The 17,104-nt window shown below is 30.3% G+C and carries 14 protein-coding genes; 6 read left to right on the forward strand and 8 right to left on the reverse strand.

What is annotated here, in order from left to right; translation table 11 throughout:
* Window position 1 precedes the first annotated feature (1 nt).
* The 4 genes from JOP69_RS07775 to JOP69_RS07790 are packed head-to-tail and all read right to left on the reverse strand — an operon-like array spanning window position 2 to window position 5,129.
* Window positions 2-1,267 carry a glycosyltransferase family 4 protein gene (locus JOP69_RS07775; protein WP_203393995.1) on the reverse strand — a complete coding sequence of 422 codons (1,266 nt, stop codon included), beginning with the start codon at window positions 1,265-1,267 and terminating at the stop codon, window positions 2-4.
* Complete coding sequence (locus tag JOP69_RS07780; protein WP_203393994.1) at window positions 1,267-2,454, reverse strand: glycosyltransferase family 4 protein; 1,188 nt, start codon at window positions 2,452-2,454, stop codon at window positions 1,267-1,269. The genes JOP69_RS07775 and JOP69_RS07780 overlap by 1 nt, the downstream gene beginning before the upstream one ends.
* On the reverse strand, window positions 2,451-4,868 hold the full coding sequence (locus tag JOP69_RS07785; RefSeq protein WP_203393993.1) for a YfhO family protein: 2,418 nt from the start codon (window positions 4,866-4,868) through the stop codon (window positions 2,451-2,453). The genes JOP69_RS07780 and JOP69_RS07785 overlap by 4 nt, the downstream gene beginning before the upstream one ends.
* Window positions 4,869-4,871: 3 nt before the next feature.
* Window positions 4,872-5,129 (reverse strand): DUF4834 family protein, encoded by a 258-nt coding sequence (locus JOP69_RS07790; RefSeq protein ID WP_203393992.1) that lies wholly within the window; start codon window positions 5,127-5,129, stop codon window positions 4,872-4,874.
* A gap of 177 nt (window positions 5,130-5,306) precedes the next feature.
* On the opposite strand from JOP69_RS07790, the gene JOP69_RS07795 reads away from it, so the two are divergent.
* The 6 genes from JOP69_RS07795 to JOP69_RS07820 all read left to right on the forward strand — a co-directional run bounded on the left by JOP69_RS07795 (window position 5,307) and on the right by JOP69_RS07820 (window position 11,256).
* Entirely contained in the window at window positions 5,307-6,443 is a 1,137-nt protein-coding gene (locus JOP69_RS07795; RefSeq protein ID WP_203393991.1) for a transporter, read from the forward strand.
* Window positions 6,444-6,473: 30 nt separating this feature from the next.
* Complete coding sequence (locus JOP69_RS07800; protein WP_203393990.1) at window positions 6,474-7,595, forward strand: GTP cyclohydrolase; 1,122 nt, start codon at window positions 6,474-6,476, stop codon at window positions 7,593-7,595.
* A gap of 162 nt (window positions 7,596-7,757) precedes the next feature.
* On the forward strand, window positions 7,758-8,465 hold the full coding sequence (locus JOP69_RS07805) for a 16S rRNA (uracil(1498)-N(3))-methyltransferase (RefSeq protein ID WP_203393989.1): 708 nt from the start codon (window positions 7,758-7,760) through the stop codon (window positions 8,463-8,465).
* Between the two features lie 39 nt (window positions 8,466-8,504).
* Window positions 8,505-9,146 carry a DUF4159 domain-containing protein gene (locus JOP69_RS07810; RefSeq protein WP_203393988.1) on the forward strand — a complete coding sequence of 214 codons (642 nt, stop codon included), beginning with the start codon at window positions 8,505-8,507 and terminating at the stop codon, window positions 9,144-9,146.
* A 135-nt stretch (window positions 9,147-9,281) separates the two neighbouring features.
* Window positions 9,282-10,202, forward strand: coding sequence for a bile acid:sodium symporter family protein (locus JOP69_RS07815; RefSeq protein WP_203393987.1), 921 nt, complete (start codon window positions 9,282-9,284; stop codon window positions 10,200-10,202).
* A 1-nt stretch (window position 10,203) separates the two neighbouring features.
* Window positions 10,204-11,256 carry a 1-acyl-sn-glycerol-3-phosphate acyltransferase gene (locus JOP69_RS07820; protein WP_203393986.1) on the forward strand — a complete coding sequence of 351 codons (1,053 nt, stop codon included), beginning with the start codon at window positions 10,204-10,206 and terminating at the stop codon, window positions 11,254-11,256.
* Window positions 11,257-11,418: 162 nt separating this feature from the next.
* Here JOP69_RS07820 and JOP69_RS07825 read toward each other — a convergent pair whose 3' ends face one another.
* The 4 genes from JOP69_RS07825 to JOP69_RS07840 form a co-directional block, all read right to left on the reverse strand.
* Window positions 11,419-14,337, reverse strand: coding sequence for a glycoside hydrolase family 3 N-terminal domain-containing protein (locus JOP69_RS07825; RefSeq protein ID WP_203393985.1), 2,919 nt, complete (start codon window positions 14,335-14,337; stop codon window positions 11,419-11,421).
* A 190-nt stretch (window positions 14,338-14,527) separates the two neighbouring features.
* Complete coding sequence (locus JOP69_RS07830) at window positions 14,528-15,013, reverse strand: ABC transporter ATPase (RefSeq protein ID WP_203393984.1); 486 nt, start codon at window positions 15,011-15,013, stop codon at window positions 14,528-14,530.
* A 201-nt stretch (window positions 15,014-15,214) separates the two neighbouring features.
* Window positions 15,215-16,042, reverse strand: coding sequence for a 3'-5' exonuclease (locus tag JOP69_RS07835; RefSeq protein WP_203393983.1), 828 nt, complete (start codon window positions 16,040-16,042; stop codon window positions 15,215-15,217).
* A 65-nt stretch (window positions 16,043-16,107) separates the two neighbouring features.
* Window positions 16,108-16,968 (reverse strand): PPK2 family polyphosphate kinase, encoded by an 861-nt coding sequence (locus tag JOP69_RS07840; protein ID WP_203393982.1) that lies wholly within the window; start codon window positions 16,966-16,968, stop codon window positions 16,108-16,110.
* Window positions 16,969-17,104 lie beyond the last annotated feature (136 nt).

Here is a 17,104-nt window from a genome sequence, read left to right on the forward strand (position 1 = left end):
CTTACGAATGTAAACTTTTAATAATCAAAGCTAACTCTTTCGTCAATTCTTTTCTATGATATCTTTCTATGCCTTTAGATTTCACTTCTAAAGTTCCTAGCTTAAATTGATGATATAACCGTTCTATTTCTAAGGTAATTTTTTCTTCATTTTCAAAATCAATTACAACTCCTGCATTGGTCTCTTTTAATATTTCTGATAAATCTCCATCTTCCGGTCCAATCGCTAAAATGGGTCTTTTTGCTGTTAAATACTCAAATAATTTTCCAGTTAATATTCCTTTAGATTTTTCTACATTCGGAATTAACAACAACAATACTTGTGCTTTTTTCTGATATTCTATAGCAGTCTCATGAGAAACATATCCTTTAAAATCAGAATTATCTAGTAAATTATTTTTTGATATTACTTCTTTAACTTCATCAGAAATATCACCAATAAAATTCAGTTTTAAATCGTTCTTAAAGTCTTTATTTTTTAAAGTAAGTTGGCTTAAAACTTTAAAAAACACTTTTGGGTTACTTTGTTTTGGCAACAACCCGATGTAGGAAATGGAAAATTTAGCATCTAAATTAATTGCACTTTTGGTTAAAACTTCATCATCAAAACCATTGCTGACAACCTCTACTCTACTGGCTTTTTTAGCAAATTCAATTTTTAAAGAATTACTAACTGTCAACACACAATCTGCATTTTTTAAAACAGTTTCTTCTAATTTTCTATTTCTATTTTTAGCAAATGATAATTGCTTAAAATCTTTATTATAATACAAATCTGACCAAGGATCTCTAAAATCTGCAAGCCATTTTATATTATTTTTCCTGTGTAATTTCTGAGCAATTAAATGCATACTGTGTGGCGGCCCCGTAGAAATAATAGTATCAATTTTATGAGAATCTAAATACTTCTGAAGGTATTTTACAGATGCTTTTACCCAAAACACTTTAGGATCTGGAATAAAAAAATTCCCTCTAATAAAAGATAAAATACCGCTGTTACTAACGTTAGAAATTCCGCTTTTTTTAGGTTTCTTTTTTTTCCAAAAAAGTAAATCCGTCGGTTCCCAAATAGGTTGTTTTAAAACTTCTATATTTTTTGGAACCTCATTTATTAAGCTTAAATCTTCCTTCGGATAATTGACATCATCAACGGTATACACCACAGGTTCTATTCCGAATTCTTGTAAATATTTTACAAACTTCAACCAACGTTGCACTCCAGAACCTCCTGCTGGTGGCCAATAATATGTAATTATTAATACTTTCACTATTGTAGGTTATCGTATAAATGTAGTAGTTTTTTAGAAGTTTGTTCCCAAGAAAATTCATTTTCTATAAACTCTTTTCCATTTTGCCCTAATTCATTTCTTAATTTTTCATCCTTGTAGAGCATTAAAATTTTATCAGAAAAATGTTTAACATCTCTATCTTTATGAATTAAGCCTGTATTATGTTTTTCAACAACTCTTTTTTGAGCGGTAGCATCACTTACCAAAAGAGGTTTTGCCAGACTCATATACTGAAAAATCTTATTTGCATACGCAACATCGTGTTGTAAATTTCTATGCAAAGGCGAAATACAAATAGCACTCGATAAAATATAAGACTGAAATAAAGAAACATTTTGCCAACCTTCAAAATCGACAAATTCTTCTAATTTTAAATCGGCAACTTGTTGTTTTAAAACAACATCTGTAGTATTCTTACCTACAATTACCAACTTAATATTTGGAATCGATTCCTTTAAAGAAATTAGCGATTCAATGGCTGTTTGTAAGCCTCTTCTTAAATGTGTATCGCCTAAATATAAGAGTACAAAATTGTCTTTGTATCTCTCTACAATCGTTTTATCAATCGTATAATTGGTGTAAAATGATTCTCTAATCGTATTCGGAACTAGTACTAACTTATCTTTTGCTGATGGAATTCTTTGTGCTAAATTCTCTAAAAATTCTGGAGAAACAGCAATTACCTTAGTTGCTTTTCCTATAAATTCCTTTTCTTTCTTTTTCCATTTTAATGGTGAAATCAAATACTTTCCCGGAAACTTTTGAAGATGTGGATACAACTTCATTACTTCAGGCATATTATCATGCAAATCTAAAACTACAGGTAAATGAAATCCATTATTCACATTAAAAACAGCCTGTGCAATTCTGATATCATGAATATGAAAAGCATCAATTTTTGTTTCTTTTACAAACTGATGAATTTTTTTTCCCATCAAAAAATGATACAAAGAAAAGGTATATGCTAAAGCGGATAATTTATACTCTAGTTTATTAGAAGCATATCTTTTAACCTGAATTCCGTTTATAACTTCAGACGATTTTTCATCGGCATATTTTAAACAAAATAGAAAAACATCATGTCCTGCTTTTACCAAAGAAACGGCTTCGTTTTCTACTCTCGGATCTGGTGGAAACGGAGCATCCAAAATCATTCCTATTTTCATTTCTTTAATCTCTTCTTTTCATAAAAGAACCAACCAACGGTTATCAATAGTAGCAAAGCATAAGAAGATAAAGAAATGATTTTCCCTTGCTGAATTACTTTTGGCTCAAACTTAAACTCTATCGTATGTTCTCCTGCAGGAATCGTCATTCCTCTTAACACATAATCTACACGTACGTATGGCGTTAATTTTCCGTCTACATAAGCGTTCCAACCATCTTTATAATAGATTTCAGAAAATACAGCAAATTGTTCTTTGTTTGTTTTAGATTGATATGTTAACGTTGTAACATCGTAATTTAAAAGTTTTATAGAAGCTGTTGAGTCAATTTCTTTAGGAAATATAATTCTATCTTTTACAGAAGGGTCGGATTGATAAACGGCAACCGTCTTTGTATTTAAAGAATCTAACGCTTGTATTTCCTGATTCGCAGAGTTTACAATTTTTACATGTTCTACAAACCATGCATTTCCGTTGGCATCTGGGTTTAATTGCGATTGTTTTTCTCCTTTATCATTGCCAATAATAAAATACTTGGTGTTTAACATGTTTAAAACTTGCATGTTATTTTTGGCTATTTGAAAATCGAATAATTCTTGATAACGTCCTAATTTAGCTGCATGATATCCACCAATAGATTGATGAAAATAAGAGGTACTTCCATCATTCATTGGATTTACCGTAAAATTACCAACTCTATAATGACTTTTATCTTGTAATATAATTTTATCTGCTGTTGAAGCTATAAATGGTTTATCAATTTTTCTTGCAGATTTAAAATCGGTTTCATTCACATACTTTTTATCAACAGAAATTAAATCGAACAGTATAAAAAGTGTCAGTACTAAAATAGCTACACCTTGTTTTAATTTCTCTTTTAACAACATCCATAAAACACCTGCAGAAAGTATCATTAAAAATAATGAACGCAAAGTATCTGTTAATAACATCGATTTTCTATCAGAAATAATTGCATCTGTTAAACCAGGTAACTGCTTGTATTGAGCATCTCTTAATCCTTCAAAGGTTGAAAAACCATGTGCTAGTAAAAAACCTACAATAATTAATCCTCCAAAAACATACACTGCTTTTTTTAGAGCATCTCGTTTTTCATCCGAAGAAATTTTAGAAGAAAAGAATTCTTTTAAAGCCAAAACACCTAAAATAGGCACAGATAATTCAGCGATGATTTGTATCGATGAAACTGCTCTAAACTTATTGTATAACGGAAAATAATCAATAAAAAAGTTGGTTAAAACATCAAAATTTCTTCCCCAACTCATTAAAATTGAAAATACCGTTGCAGCTACTAACCATTGTTTTAGTCTTCCTTTTACTAAGAACATCCCTAAGAAAAACAGAAAAAATATTACTGCTCCTATATATGCTGGTGCTTCTACAATGTTTTGATCTCCCCAATACGTTAATGCTTGTTCAGAATATTCCTTTGCTGCTTTTTTGCCTGCTTTCGCTTCTAAAAGTTGATAAAAATTTGAATCACCTCCTAATTTCTCCATCGTTCCTCCGCCCATAAAACGCGGAATAAACAAATTAAAAGTCTCTAATTTCGCGTAACTATATTCTGTTATATAGGCTTTATCTAAACCTTTAGTCACTGCTTTTTTGGTTCCATCAGGATTGATGGTTAATTCAGACTTACCTCTTGTACTATGGTCTGCATATTCTTTCATAGCCATTAAACGCGAAGAATTTGCGCCAACACCTAATAAAACAGCTGCAAGAATTACAATAACTTGTTTTATAAATGTTGGAATAATTTTTTCTTTAATGGCGTTTATAAGTTCTACCATTCCTAAAATTAATAGTGAAAACCCAAGATAATAGGTCATCTGAGGATGATTGGTATAAATTTCTAAAGCCATCGCTACACCAGTTACCAAAAACCCTAAAATATATCGTTTCTGAAAAACCCACAACAATCCGGCTAAAACCAATGGCATGTAAGCAATTGCATGCGCTTTTGCATTATGTCCTGCTCCAAAAATAATGATTAAATAGGTTGAAAACCCAAAGGCTAGAGAACCAAAAATTGCCAGTCTCCAATTGACTTTCAACGCCATCATTAATACAAAAAAACTTAAAAAGTACAAAAAAGTATAGTCTGCAGGTCTTGGTAAAAAACGTAAAGTTATGTCTAAAACTCTTACAAAATCATTCGGATAATAGGCACTTACTTGATACGCTGGCATTCCACTAAAAGAAGCACCTGTCCAATAAGGTTCTGCATTTTTATCTGCCCTAAAATCATTAATCTCTTTTACCATTCCGGTAAACTGAGTAATATCAGACTGATTCAGTTTTTGCCCTTTTAAAAGCGGATGAAAATATATAATAGATGCCAAAGCAAAAATTGCCACCGCAACTATATATGGTAAAATTTTAGTAAACTTCATAAATTAATCTATTTCCTCAAAATCTACATATTCTCCAACAGAGTTTCTACTTTGTTGCTGATTACTTGGTTTTTTGTCAATTACTGTTTCTCCTTCAGAAACCGTACTTTTTTGTTCTTGCCCTCCTCCATATTGTTGTTCTGCTTTCTTTTTAATTGTTTCTGCCGCTTTTTTAATTAAAAAAGGAGCGAACAATTTTGCTAAAAACTTAAAACCATAATAAAAAAGAACAATAAAAAAAATAGTTTTTAATAATCCCATTCAAATATATATTTATAAAAAATCAATCAAAAATAACAATTTGAATACAATTGAAGCGTTTACAAACTATAAAACTTTCTTAAACTCAAAAAAGTATCGTTTGCTTTTAAAAAATAGCATTTTTATCCTATGTTTGTGTAGCAGATATTATTACCTATAAAATCGTATCCAAAATTTATGAAAAACCTTTTACTTAAACTTTTTATTACATTTACAATACTTGTATCTAACTATACACAAGCACAATATACAGATGTAATAAATTCTAACAAACCTGGTTTTTCAGAAAGCCCTTATAGTGTTGGTACAGGTGTTTATCAATTTGAAACTAATTTTTTCTACAAAAAAACAAGTATAGAGCCCACTTTTTCTATACCAGAATCTTTTGGAGCAGATTTACTTTTTAGAACAAGTTTTTTTCTTGAAAAATTAGAATTAAATGCGCAGTTCACTTACCAAAAGGACGAAGTAACGTTTAATAACATTTTTACATCACAATATTCAACTTCTGGATTGAGTAAATTTACAATCGGTGCAAAATATTTATTATTTCAACCAGAATATACCGATAAAACGAAAGAAGTAAGAAGTTGGAGAAGGCGACATGCTTTTGATAAAAAACGTTTTATCCCTTCTGTTGCTGTTTATTTGGGTATAAATACAGATGTTGTAAATGACCTTTATAAAACAGAAAGTGTATCGCCAAAATTAGGCGTTTTACTTCAACAAAATCTTACCAATCAATTTAATGTTATTTACAATCTTTACTACGATAAAATAGGTACCGATTTTTCTGAAATTTCTTATATAGTAACAGCTACCCAAAATTTTAGCGATAATTGGTCTGGTTTTATTGAGCATCAAGGCATTTTCTTAAAACATCAAAATAATCTAAATATTGGCGCAGGATTCGCTTATCTTTTTAACAAAGATTTTCAAATGAACACCTCTGCTAGATTTATTAAAGAAGGAAAGTCTCAGGGTATTTACGCAGGTTTAGGGATTTCTTATAGAATAGATAGTCATTATGATTCTTATACCGATTTAAATGACAACGGACAACAAATAAAAGACACGCCAATAAGCAGATACAACAAAAAACAAAATAATTTTTTCTCTAGAATTTTTAGTGTCTTTAAGAAAAAAGATAAGAAGAAACCCATTAGAAAAAGAAGTCGTAAAAGAATTTCTACAAAAGAGAAAAAAGGTGGTTTTTTAGGTTTGTTTGGTAAGAAAAAGAAAAAAGAAGAATCAGAAATAGAAAAATTAGAAAGAGAAATTAAAGAGTTAGAGAAAGAAGTAGAAGATGATTAGAATAACAATTAGAAAAACTATTTTTGTAAAATGATTACAATCAAAAAAATGACTACCAGAAAGGAAATGAAACAATTTGTAACATTTCCTTTTTCACTATACAAAAATAATAAGTATTGGGTTCCGCCAATTATTAAAGATGAAGTTGACAATTTTGACCCAACAAAAAACCCCGTTTTTGAGAATGCAGATGCACAATTTTTTGTTGCCCTAAGAGATGGCGAAATTGTGGGAAGAGTTATTGCCATAATCAATTGGTTTGAAGTTGAAAAACAACAAATTAAAAAAATGCGTTTTGGTTGGTTTGATGTCATTGATGATATTGAAGTTAGTAAAGTACTTTTAGAAAAAGTTAAAGAAATAGGTCTAGAAAATAAATTAGAATACATAGAAGGACCAATTGGTTTTAATAATTTAGATAAAACCGGAGTTTTAGTGGAAGGTTTTGATCATATAGGAACCATGATTACCTGGTATAATCATCCATATTATAAAGAACATTTAGAGCAATTAGGTTTTGTTAAAGAGAAAGAATATTTAGAAAACAAATTCAAGTTTAAAAATGTAGATGGTGTTTATTTTGATAGAATAAGTAACATTTTAAAAAAACGATTAAAACTTAAAGCATTAGATTTTACCAAGACTAAAGACATTATGCCTTATGTAGATGAAATGTTTGAGGTTTTTAGCGCTTCGTACTCTAAACTATCTTCTTTTGTACCAATATCTGACTCTCAGATTGCTTTTTTTAAGAAAAAATATATTTCTTTTATCAACCCAGAATATATAAAATTTGTGGTAGATGAGAACAATAAACTAGTTGCATTTGCCATTGTAATGCCTTCTTTTTCTGAAGCTTTACAAAAAGCTAACGGTAAATTATTCCCGTTTGGATTGTTCCATTTATTAAAAGCAAGAAAGCACTCTAAAGACGTTACTTTTTACTTAATTGGTGTGCATCCAGCTTATCAAAACAAAGGAGTACATGCTATTATTTTTGATCAATACACCAAGACATTTGCGCCTTTAGGTATAGAAAATTGCATTAGAACTCCTGAATTAGAAGACAACGAAGCAATAAAAAAATTATGGGAAAATTTTCATCCTGTAACACATAAAAGACGTAGAACGTATAGAAAGAGTATTCAGTAAGCAGTAAGCAGTAAGCAGTAAGCAGTAAGCAGTAAGCAGTAAGCAGTAAGCAGTAAGCAAAATTAAAAAATCACTGGTTCTTTGCAACTATACTTCTTTGCTACTTTGAAACTAAATCAAAAAAAACATCAAAAACACCTAACTTTAATCTTTTAACGAAACGTGCAACTATTTTATAATTCAGAAATTTCTACAGAAACCACACAAATTACGTTTGATAAAATTGAGAGCAAACATATTGTACGTGTTTTACGCAAAAAAACAAATGATGTTCTAAAAATTACCAACGGAAAAGGTTTTTTGTTTGATGTAAAAATTATTCTTGCTAGTGATAAAAAATGTTTGGCAGAAGTGATTCATTTTGAAGAAAAACCAAAACCGTGGAATTATTACCTGCATATTGCCATTGCTCCTACCAAGTTAAATGATCGAATTGAATGGTTTTTAGAAAAAGCCACAGAAATTGGTATTGATGAAATTACGCCAATTATTTGTTCTAATTCAGAACGTAGAATTGTAAAACTAGAACGTTTCGAAAAAATCATTCAGTCTGCAATGAAGCAATCTTTAAAATTTACGCTACCAAAATTAAATGCACCTGTAAAATTAAATGATTTTATTAAACAAGATTTTGAAGGCAAGGTCTGTATTGCACATTGCGAAGAACAAGACAAAAACTTGTTACAATCTGTTATAAAACCATCCGAAAAAACAACTATTTTAATTGGTCCTGAAGGTGATTTTTCTGTAGAAGAAATAAAAAAATGTTTAGCAAAAAACATGATTCCTATTTCTTTAGGCGAAAGTAGATTGCGCACAGAAACAGCTGCTTTAGTTACTGTAAACACTATTTCGTTTATCAATCAGTAATTTTTACTATCTTGCTTTTAATTCTCACTAAAATAATTAATGAAGCAAATTTTAATTCTATTATTTATATTTCTTAATTTCTATACCAACGCGCAAGATGTTGCCATTTTAAAATATAATGGTGGTGGAGATTGGTATGCAAATCCAACTGCAATTCCTAATTTAATAGACTTTGCAAACACCAATATTGGAACCCATATTTCTAAAAATCCACAATCAGTAACGATTGGTACCGAAGACATTTTTAATTTCCCTATCCTCTTTATGACCGGACACGGAAATGTTTTGTTTTCTGATGAGGATGCTAATAATTTAAGAAATTATTTAATTTCTGGCGGATTCCTGCATGTTTCAGACAATTATGGTTTAGATAAATACATCAGAAGAGAACTAAAAAAAGTCTTTCCTAAATTGGAATTCAAAGAAATTCCAAATAATCACCCTATCTACAGTCAGACTTTTAAATTCCCAAACGGTGTTCCTAAAATTCATGAGCATAATAAAAAGCCTGCACAGGGTTTTGGTCTATTTTACGAAGGAAGGTTGGTGGTTTTTTACGACTATGAAACAGATTTAAGTGATGGTTGGGAAGACGAAATTATACACAACGATCCTAAAAATATCCGTGAAAAATCCTTAAAAATGGGTGCGAACATAATTGAGTTTGCTTTTAAGAATTGAGTTAGCTGTTAGCTGTTAGCTGTTAGCAACAATAAAAAACGATACGCCTTTGCAACTTTACGAGAAAAAAATAAAATTTGAACCAAGATTTTTTTGAAGCAAGAAAACCAGAAACCTTGAAACTTTTTTAAATAAATGCAAAACAACATAGATATAGACGATATTAAAATAAACTTTGATGAAAGTGGTTTATGGGTTTTAAACATTGCTATTGCCATTATTATGTTTGGAGTTGCTTTGGGTATTTCTATAGAAGATTTTAAAAGACTTTTTAAAAATCCTAAAATAGTATTTGTGGGTGTTTTATCGCAATTTATCTTATTGCCTGCTGCTACTTTTTTAGCTATTTTAATTATAGAACCTCATCCTAGTTTTGCTTTAGGAATGATGATGATTGCCGCATGTCCTGGCGGAAATGTCTCTAACTTTTTTAGTAAGATGGCTGGTGGAAATGCTGCTTTATCCGTTAGCTTAACAGCTTTTGCCACTTTAATATGTATAGTAATGACACCTCTAAATTTACAATTTTGGGGAAGTTTATACGAACCTACCAATAAAATTTTAAAAACTGTTTCTTTAAATCCTTATGATTTATTTAAACTGGTTTCTATAATTTTAGGAATTCCTTTAATACTTGGAATGGTTATTAAACATTACCATTCGGAAGTGGCGAACAAGATAGAAAAAGTATTAAAACCGCTATCTATGTTGGTTTTTATTGCTTTAATTTTTATTGCTTTTTATCAAAATTTAAATATTTTTATTCATCATATTCACCATGTACTGTTCTTAGTAATTTTTCACAATATATTTGCCTACATTTTAGGGTTTTATACCGCAAAAAGTTTTAAATTGAATAAAAAAGATTGTAAAACAATTGCAATGGAAACAGGCATACAAAATGGAGGCTTGGGTTTATTACTTATTTTCGGTTTCTTTGAAGGTTTAGGAGGAATGGCTTTATTAGCTGCTTTTTGGGGAGTTTGGGATGTTTTTTCTGGCATGGCATTAGCAACTTATTGGGGTAGAAAATCATCTTTAAAAATTATTAAATAAAATGGAAGTTTCTCAGATTTGGTTTCGTTTAGTACGTAAGTACGTTAAACTCGGACTAGTATTTTACACAAAAAAAATAAAAGTTGTTGGTTTAAAAAACGTTCCTAAAAAAGGTGCAGTACTTTTTGCAATAAATCATCCAAACGGATTGATAGACCCGTTAATTGTTACCACTAATAACCCAAGAGCAAGTTACTTTTTAGTAAAAGCAGCTGCTTTTAAAAATCCTATCATAGAAAAAATACTTAATTCTTTAAACCTAATTGCTATTTACAGAATGCGCGACGGCATCGATCAATTGGCAAAAAACGAAGAAGTTTTTAATAAATGTTACGATATTTTTAATAGAGGTAAATCTTTAATGATTTTTCCGGAAGGGAGTGATTGTAGAGACAGAACGGTAAGACCTTTAAGTAAAGGCTTTACCAGAATTGTGTATGGAGCTATTGAAAAATATCCTGATTTACAGATACAAGTGGTACCTGTTGGACTTACCTACCAAAATGCTTCCCAGTTTCCTAGTAAAGTTGCTTTGCATTATGGAACACCTATTGATGCTAGCGAGATTTACGCCAATAATATACCTAGTAAATCTATAAACATTCTAAAAAACGAAGTTGTAAAGCAATTAAAAGAACTCTCTGTTTATATAGAAAAAGATGAAAACTACAACATAACTTTAACAAAGTTAAACGAAGCACAAGTAGATTTTACAGAAGTTAAAAAGGTGCAAGAAATGATTAAAACAAATACCTTTCCGCCTAAAAAAGAAGGTACTACTAACTATTTAAAACCGCTTTATTACTTAATTATTTTAAATAGTATGATACACTATTTCATTTATAAAAAACAAGCCAAAAAGAATCCTGATATAGATTTTGTAGATACTTTTAGATATACGTATAACCTCTTTGTTTTACCTCTTTTTTATGCACTGCAAGCCTTTATTGTATGGTATTTATTTGGAAGCCAAATAGCTCTATTTTATTTTACTTTTAGCTGTTTTATAATATTTATATACAGTAAATTTTCGCCAACAAATACGGAAGCTTAGCTCTTAATATATAAAAAGTTGGCAAGCAAGTTTAGCCCTAATTAACTCTGCTTTAATATTTTATTGAGTCGTTGAATGCTTTGCATTTGTAGCAATTGTTTGAGCTCTTTTTTATTCTTTTTCTGAATAAAAAAAACCAGTGCGGAAAGCAGGAAATAGCTTCTAATCAATAATGGCGTCCTGAATAATTTGCTGAATTTCTGTACGCATATTGCTATTTACCAAACTTCTGTTTGCTGCCGTTGGATACACTCTATTAGACAAAAACACATACACAATTCCGCTTTGTGGATCTGCCCAAGTATACGTCCCTGTAAAACCAGAATGCCCAAAACTTTCATCGGAAACGCAACCACAGGTAGCCTTAACTCTAGGATTTAATTGTGGTTTATCGAAACCTAGCCCTCTACGTACATTTTTACCTGAAAAATAACGATGGTTAAATTTATTTACTGTTTCCATTTTTAAATAACGTTTACCTCCATAATATCCTTTTTGCAAATACATCTGCATAATCTTAGCAACATCATTTGCATTGGCAAATAAACCAGCATGACCACCTACTCCACCTAACATTGCAGCCCCCTGATCATGTACATAACCTTGTATTAATTGGTTGCGATAATAATTGTCTTTTTCGGTAGGAATAATTTCATTCTTAGCAAACTTTTGTAGTGGTAAATAACTAGTTCTATTAGCCCCTAAAGATTGATAAAAATCTTCATCCACTAATTTATTTAAAGGTTTATCGTATGTTTTCTCCAATGCTTCCTTAAATAGATAATAACCTAAATCGCTATATTTATAGCCCGCTTTTTCTCTTTGGTCTGCATCTCTAATATATTTATAAATACTATCCTTATAACTCTTGTTTATATATAAGTTTTTTGCAACTTTTATAGCAAATTTTGCTGATTTTTTACTACTATAAAAACTAGGTAAGTTTTTATGAGTCACACTATCTTGAGTTGCCACATAAAAAGGAATCCATGCTTTTAATCTACCATAATGAGAAAGTATTTCTCTAACAGAAACAGCCGCTTTATTAGAACCTTTAAAACTAGGTAAGAGATCTTGTAGCTTTTCATTTAATGTAATTTTATGTTCTTCTTCTGCCTTCATTATTAAAGGTAAAGAGGCTAAAATTTTAGTAAGCGATGCCAAATCATACACATCAGAATTTTTTACTTTTTCACTCTTATCATCCGAGTGATGTCCATAACTTTTCTCTAACACAATTTTACCATTTCTTGCCACTAAAACCTGAAAACCGGGTGCCATTTTTTTCTTTAAAATAATACTTGCTAAAGAATCTATCTTTTTTAATTTTATGGATGATAAATTAGCTGCTTCTGGTATGGTGTACTCAAACCTATTAAGGTTTGATGTAAGAAAACCTCTACCTTCAAAAAACTCACCTCTAATAGAAACAGGTAATTTTCCCTTAGCTCCAAAAGCACCAAAAATTAATTGAGCAGATAATTGTTGCGACAGTTTACTATTCTGATAAGAAACAATAACACTTTCTATATTTGTAAAAGTTTTTACCTGCAATAAACTATAAGGACTTGCAAATACATCTAAAATCACGGTATTATCTCTAGCAATTTCTTGCAACCAAACCAACTCTTTATTAGTGAATTTATAGCTTTTCCATGGGTTTGTATTCGATTTATGAAAACCAACTAATACCAAATTATACGGTTTCAGTTTTTTAATAAGTCCATCTAGATTATTATCAGAAATCATATCTACCTTGCCGTAGTTTTTCAGCATATTTACAAAATCGTACCCAGAATCATCCCCTAATTTTACGTATGCAATTTTCTTTTTTTCTAAATTTCTAACAGGTATATTTTCTCCAACATCCTTAACAACAGTTAAGGAACTTTTCACCAATTCTCTATGCAATAATTCATCTTGAATTGAATTTAAATCTTCATGAAGATTTTTTAATGATATCGGTTTGTACTTATTTAAACCCGCCCAATACTTTGCTTTTAAAATTTTACAAACAGAAACATCTATTCTTTCTTCTGTTAGCGTTTTTAATTCAACCGCTTTTTTAATTAAATTGATGGTTCCCGGAATCTCTTGCGGAATTAACAATAAATCATTCCCTGCCTGAATTGCTGCCAAATTAATTTCTGCTGATGTGGCATAATTAGCAGCACCTTTCATGTTTAAACCGTCGGTAATTACCAATCCTAAAAAACCTAATTTTTGTTGCAGTAAATTAGTCACTACGTTTTTAGATAAAGAAGTTGGCAATCTGCTATCAGATTCTAAACTGGGTATGCTTAAATGCGCTGTCATAACACTTGTTATACCTGCATCAAATACTTTTTTATACGGATACAATTCAATAGAATCTAAACGCGCCATATCAAAATTTAAAACAGGTAATGTTTGGTGAGAATCTGTTGCCGTATCTCCATGACCCGGAAAATGTTTGGCATTTGCCAAAACCCCTTTACTTTGCATACCCTGTGTAAAAGCGATGGCTTTTTGAGTTACATTTTCTTTGTTTTCTCCAAAAGAACGATTACCAATAATTGGGTTATCCGGATTTGTATTGATATCTACAACTGGAGCAAAATTAATATTAATTCCTAATCTTTTGCAGTGTTTCCCTAAGTGCTCTCCAAATTCTTTAATTAAAGAATCGTTTCTAATAGCTCCCAATGTCATGTTCCAAGGAAAACGATAGGTATCTTTTAAACGCATGTCTAAACCCCATTCACCATCAAAACCAATTAATAAAGGCACTTTTGCAGAATCTTGATATTTATTTGTAAGCCTTGCTTGCTTTTCTGGCGTACCTTGCATAAAAATTAAATTACCCACATGATATTTTGTAATCATGCTAGTAATATAATCTTCGTGCTTTTTGTCTTTATTAGAATAGGCTTGTATCATAAATAACTGACCTATTTTTTCATCTAAAGTCATATTTTTCACAATACTATCCACCCAAATATTTTGCGCTTCTGCATCTTTTGTAATTAAAGGATCTACACTTTGTGCAGATAAATTAAAAACAAAACTTATAAAAACGATTAATAGTAACTCTTTCTTCATATTTTTTTTACCCTATTTTTTTGGGCGTTTTAACAGGCTTTCACTACTCGCTTTTTTTAGGTTTGTTCTCGATACAATTACGCTAAAAAAGCGTAATCACTCGAACTACACCTAAAAAAGAGCTCAAACAAACCGTTCAATCCTTAACGCAACCAATTTGCAAGCTCAATTTAATAACTTAAAACAATTTTTATACCAAAAAACGTTTGTGCCAACTATCTTTTGCTGGAATCTCCCAATTGCTTTCAAAATCTGCTTTTGTATTTACCATATTATTAAACACAATAGTTTCTCCAGTTACCTTCTGTTCTTTTGCAAACTGCTGAAAATCGAACAATTTTACTAAATTAACATTGTCGTTATCTTTAAAAGTAACATTCATTTTATCCATTAAATCTAATTTCAATTCATTTTCTATTTCTTTAATAAAACGAACCGAACTATCTATAGAACAACCAGACACATTATTAAAACTTTCATCTACTGCTAACACTAAAAACTGATTGTATTTTATAGTAAAAGAACCTTTTAAATCGTCTCCATGACGCGTCCATTGATTGATGAAATCTATTGCTTTTTCAGTAATAAATTCAACTTCTTTTGCAGTAAATTCTCTGTCGGATTGATAAATCCAAACGCGAGAATTATTTGGTAAATTTTTATATTCTGTAAACATTGTTTGTTGTGTAATTGTTTAACTGTGTAATTATCAGATTGGTTTAACCAATCTAAATTATAAGACTTAAAATATTAAGTTCTTAGTTAACTATGAGATTTCTCATTAGTTAATATTGAGCGACGCCGAAATGCCTAAAAAGACTCATTTCGAAATGACAAAACCAAAAGACTCAACATGTGAGCGTGCTCCCTTGCTTTACTATCTTAAATTAAATTTCTGTTGCAAAGCTTGTAACTTTTCTGCGTCAGACATTTGCTTTTTTGGAGCCGTCATTCTTTCTTTAATTTCTTTCAACACCTTTTTGGTGTATAAAGGAAAGTCTGCATTTTGCATCCAGTTATTATACCCAGGGTTTTCTTTAAACACCTCTTCTACGGTTCTACCTTTGTATTTTCCGAAAGAGAAAATCTCTTGCTTTTCATCATTCATTAAAATAAAACCAGCAAAATCGGCTCTTTCTCCGTGTGTAGAATATTCACTTAAAGCATCTACAGAATTCTCTATATCTTCATATTTATCTAACTGAGCCAACAAAATTTCATAGGTTGCATTGGTATCTGCTTCTGCTCCGTGTGCACCTTCTAATTCTTTACCACAGTAAAATTGATAACCTGCACTTAAAGTTCTTTGTTCCTTTTTATGAAAAATGACTTGCACATCAATGGCTTTTCTATTTTTCATATCAAAGTCGATACCTGCTCGCATTAATTCTTCCGCTAAAAGTGGAATATCGAAACGGTTAGAATTAAAACCAGCTAAATCAGCATCACCAATCATCTCATTAATTTTTGGTGCCAATTCTTTAAAAGTTGGTTCTGAAGCTACTTTTTCATTGGTAATTCCGTGTACATCTATTGAGCCTTGTGGAATTTCCATTTCCGGGTTTACCAACCAAGTTTTACTTTCTTTATTTCCGTTCGGAAACACTTTTAAAATTGCTATTTCTACAATTTTATCCGTTGCAATATTTACACCTGTTGTTTCTAAATCGAAAAATACGATTGGTTTAATAAGTTTTAATTCCAAAATTTATTTTTTAAGTTTATTGCTCAACTTTGAATTTTCAATTCAAAACTTTGAACATTTTTTATCTATTCGTTATTTAATTGTGTTTTAAATTCTTCTACCTGATCCTGAATTTTTGCAGGAAGCGTAGGTTCTTTAAAATTATATTTTTCTAGTTCTTTTAATACAATATCTGCTAAAATAAACCTTGCTGTAGGTTTATCATCCGCAGGAATTACAAACCAAGGTGCGTTTTCTTTAGAAGTTCTATTTAATAAATCTTCATAACAAAATTGGTATTTATCCCACAATTTGCGTTCTTTTAAATCGCCTGCAGAAAACTTCCAATTCTTTGCGGGTAGATTTAATCTACGTAATAATCTGTTTTTTTGTTCGTCTTTAGATAAATTTAAAAAGAATTTTAAAACAATGGTTCCACTATCAACAATATGTTTTTCAAAATTATTGATTCTTTCCATTCTTTCGTGGAAAAAAGCATCATTGATATCTTCTAACGTATGTATTGTCGGAATATTTTCTCCAAAAACATAACCAGGATGCACTCTTGTTACCAACACATTTTCGTAATGCGTTCTATTAAAAACACCTATTTTCCCTTTTGCAGGAAGCGCAATATAATGGCGCCATAAAAAATCGTGCTTTAATTCTAATTCTGTTGGTACTTTAAAACTATGCACCTCAACTCCACGTGCGTTTACATCTTTAAAAACTTCTCTAATTAAGCTATCTTTACCAGATGTGTCCATTCCTTGTAAGCAAATTAACATACTATATTTGCCTTCTGCATACATCGTATCCTGAATTTTACTCAGTTTTTTTCTGATTTTCTTTAGCTTTTTCTCGGCCTTTTCAATTACTTCTTTTGTATTAAAATTAGCTAATTGAATAGTGTTTTCTACTTTATACTCCCCTTTATGCATTTTCATTTTAAATATTTTTTAAAGATAGAAAAAATAGTGATTTTACCTTTGGTTTTCATCGCATTTTATGATAATTATATTCACAATTTAGTCATCATTTAAAATTATAAAAAATTAAATATCTAAATCTTAATTTTAGCAC

This window comes from Polaribacter sp. Q13 (assembly GCF_016858305.2).
GTDB lineage: Bacteria > Bacteroidota > Bacteroidia > Flavobacteriales > Flavobacteriaceae > Polaribacter.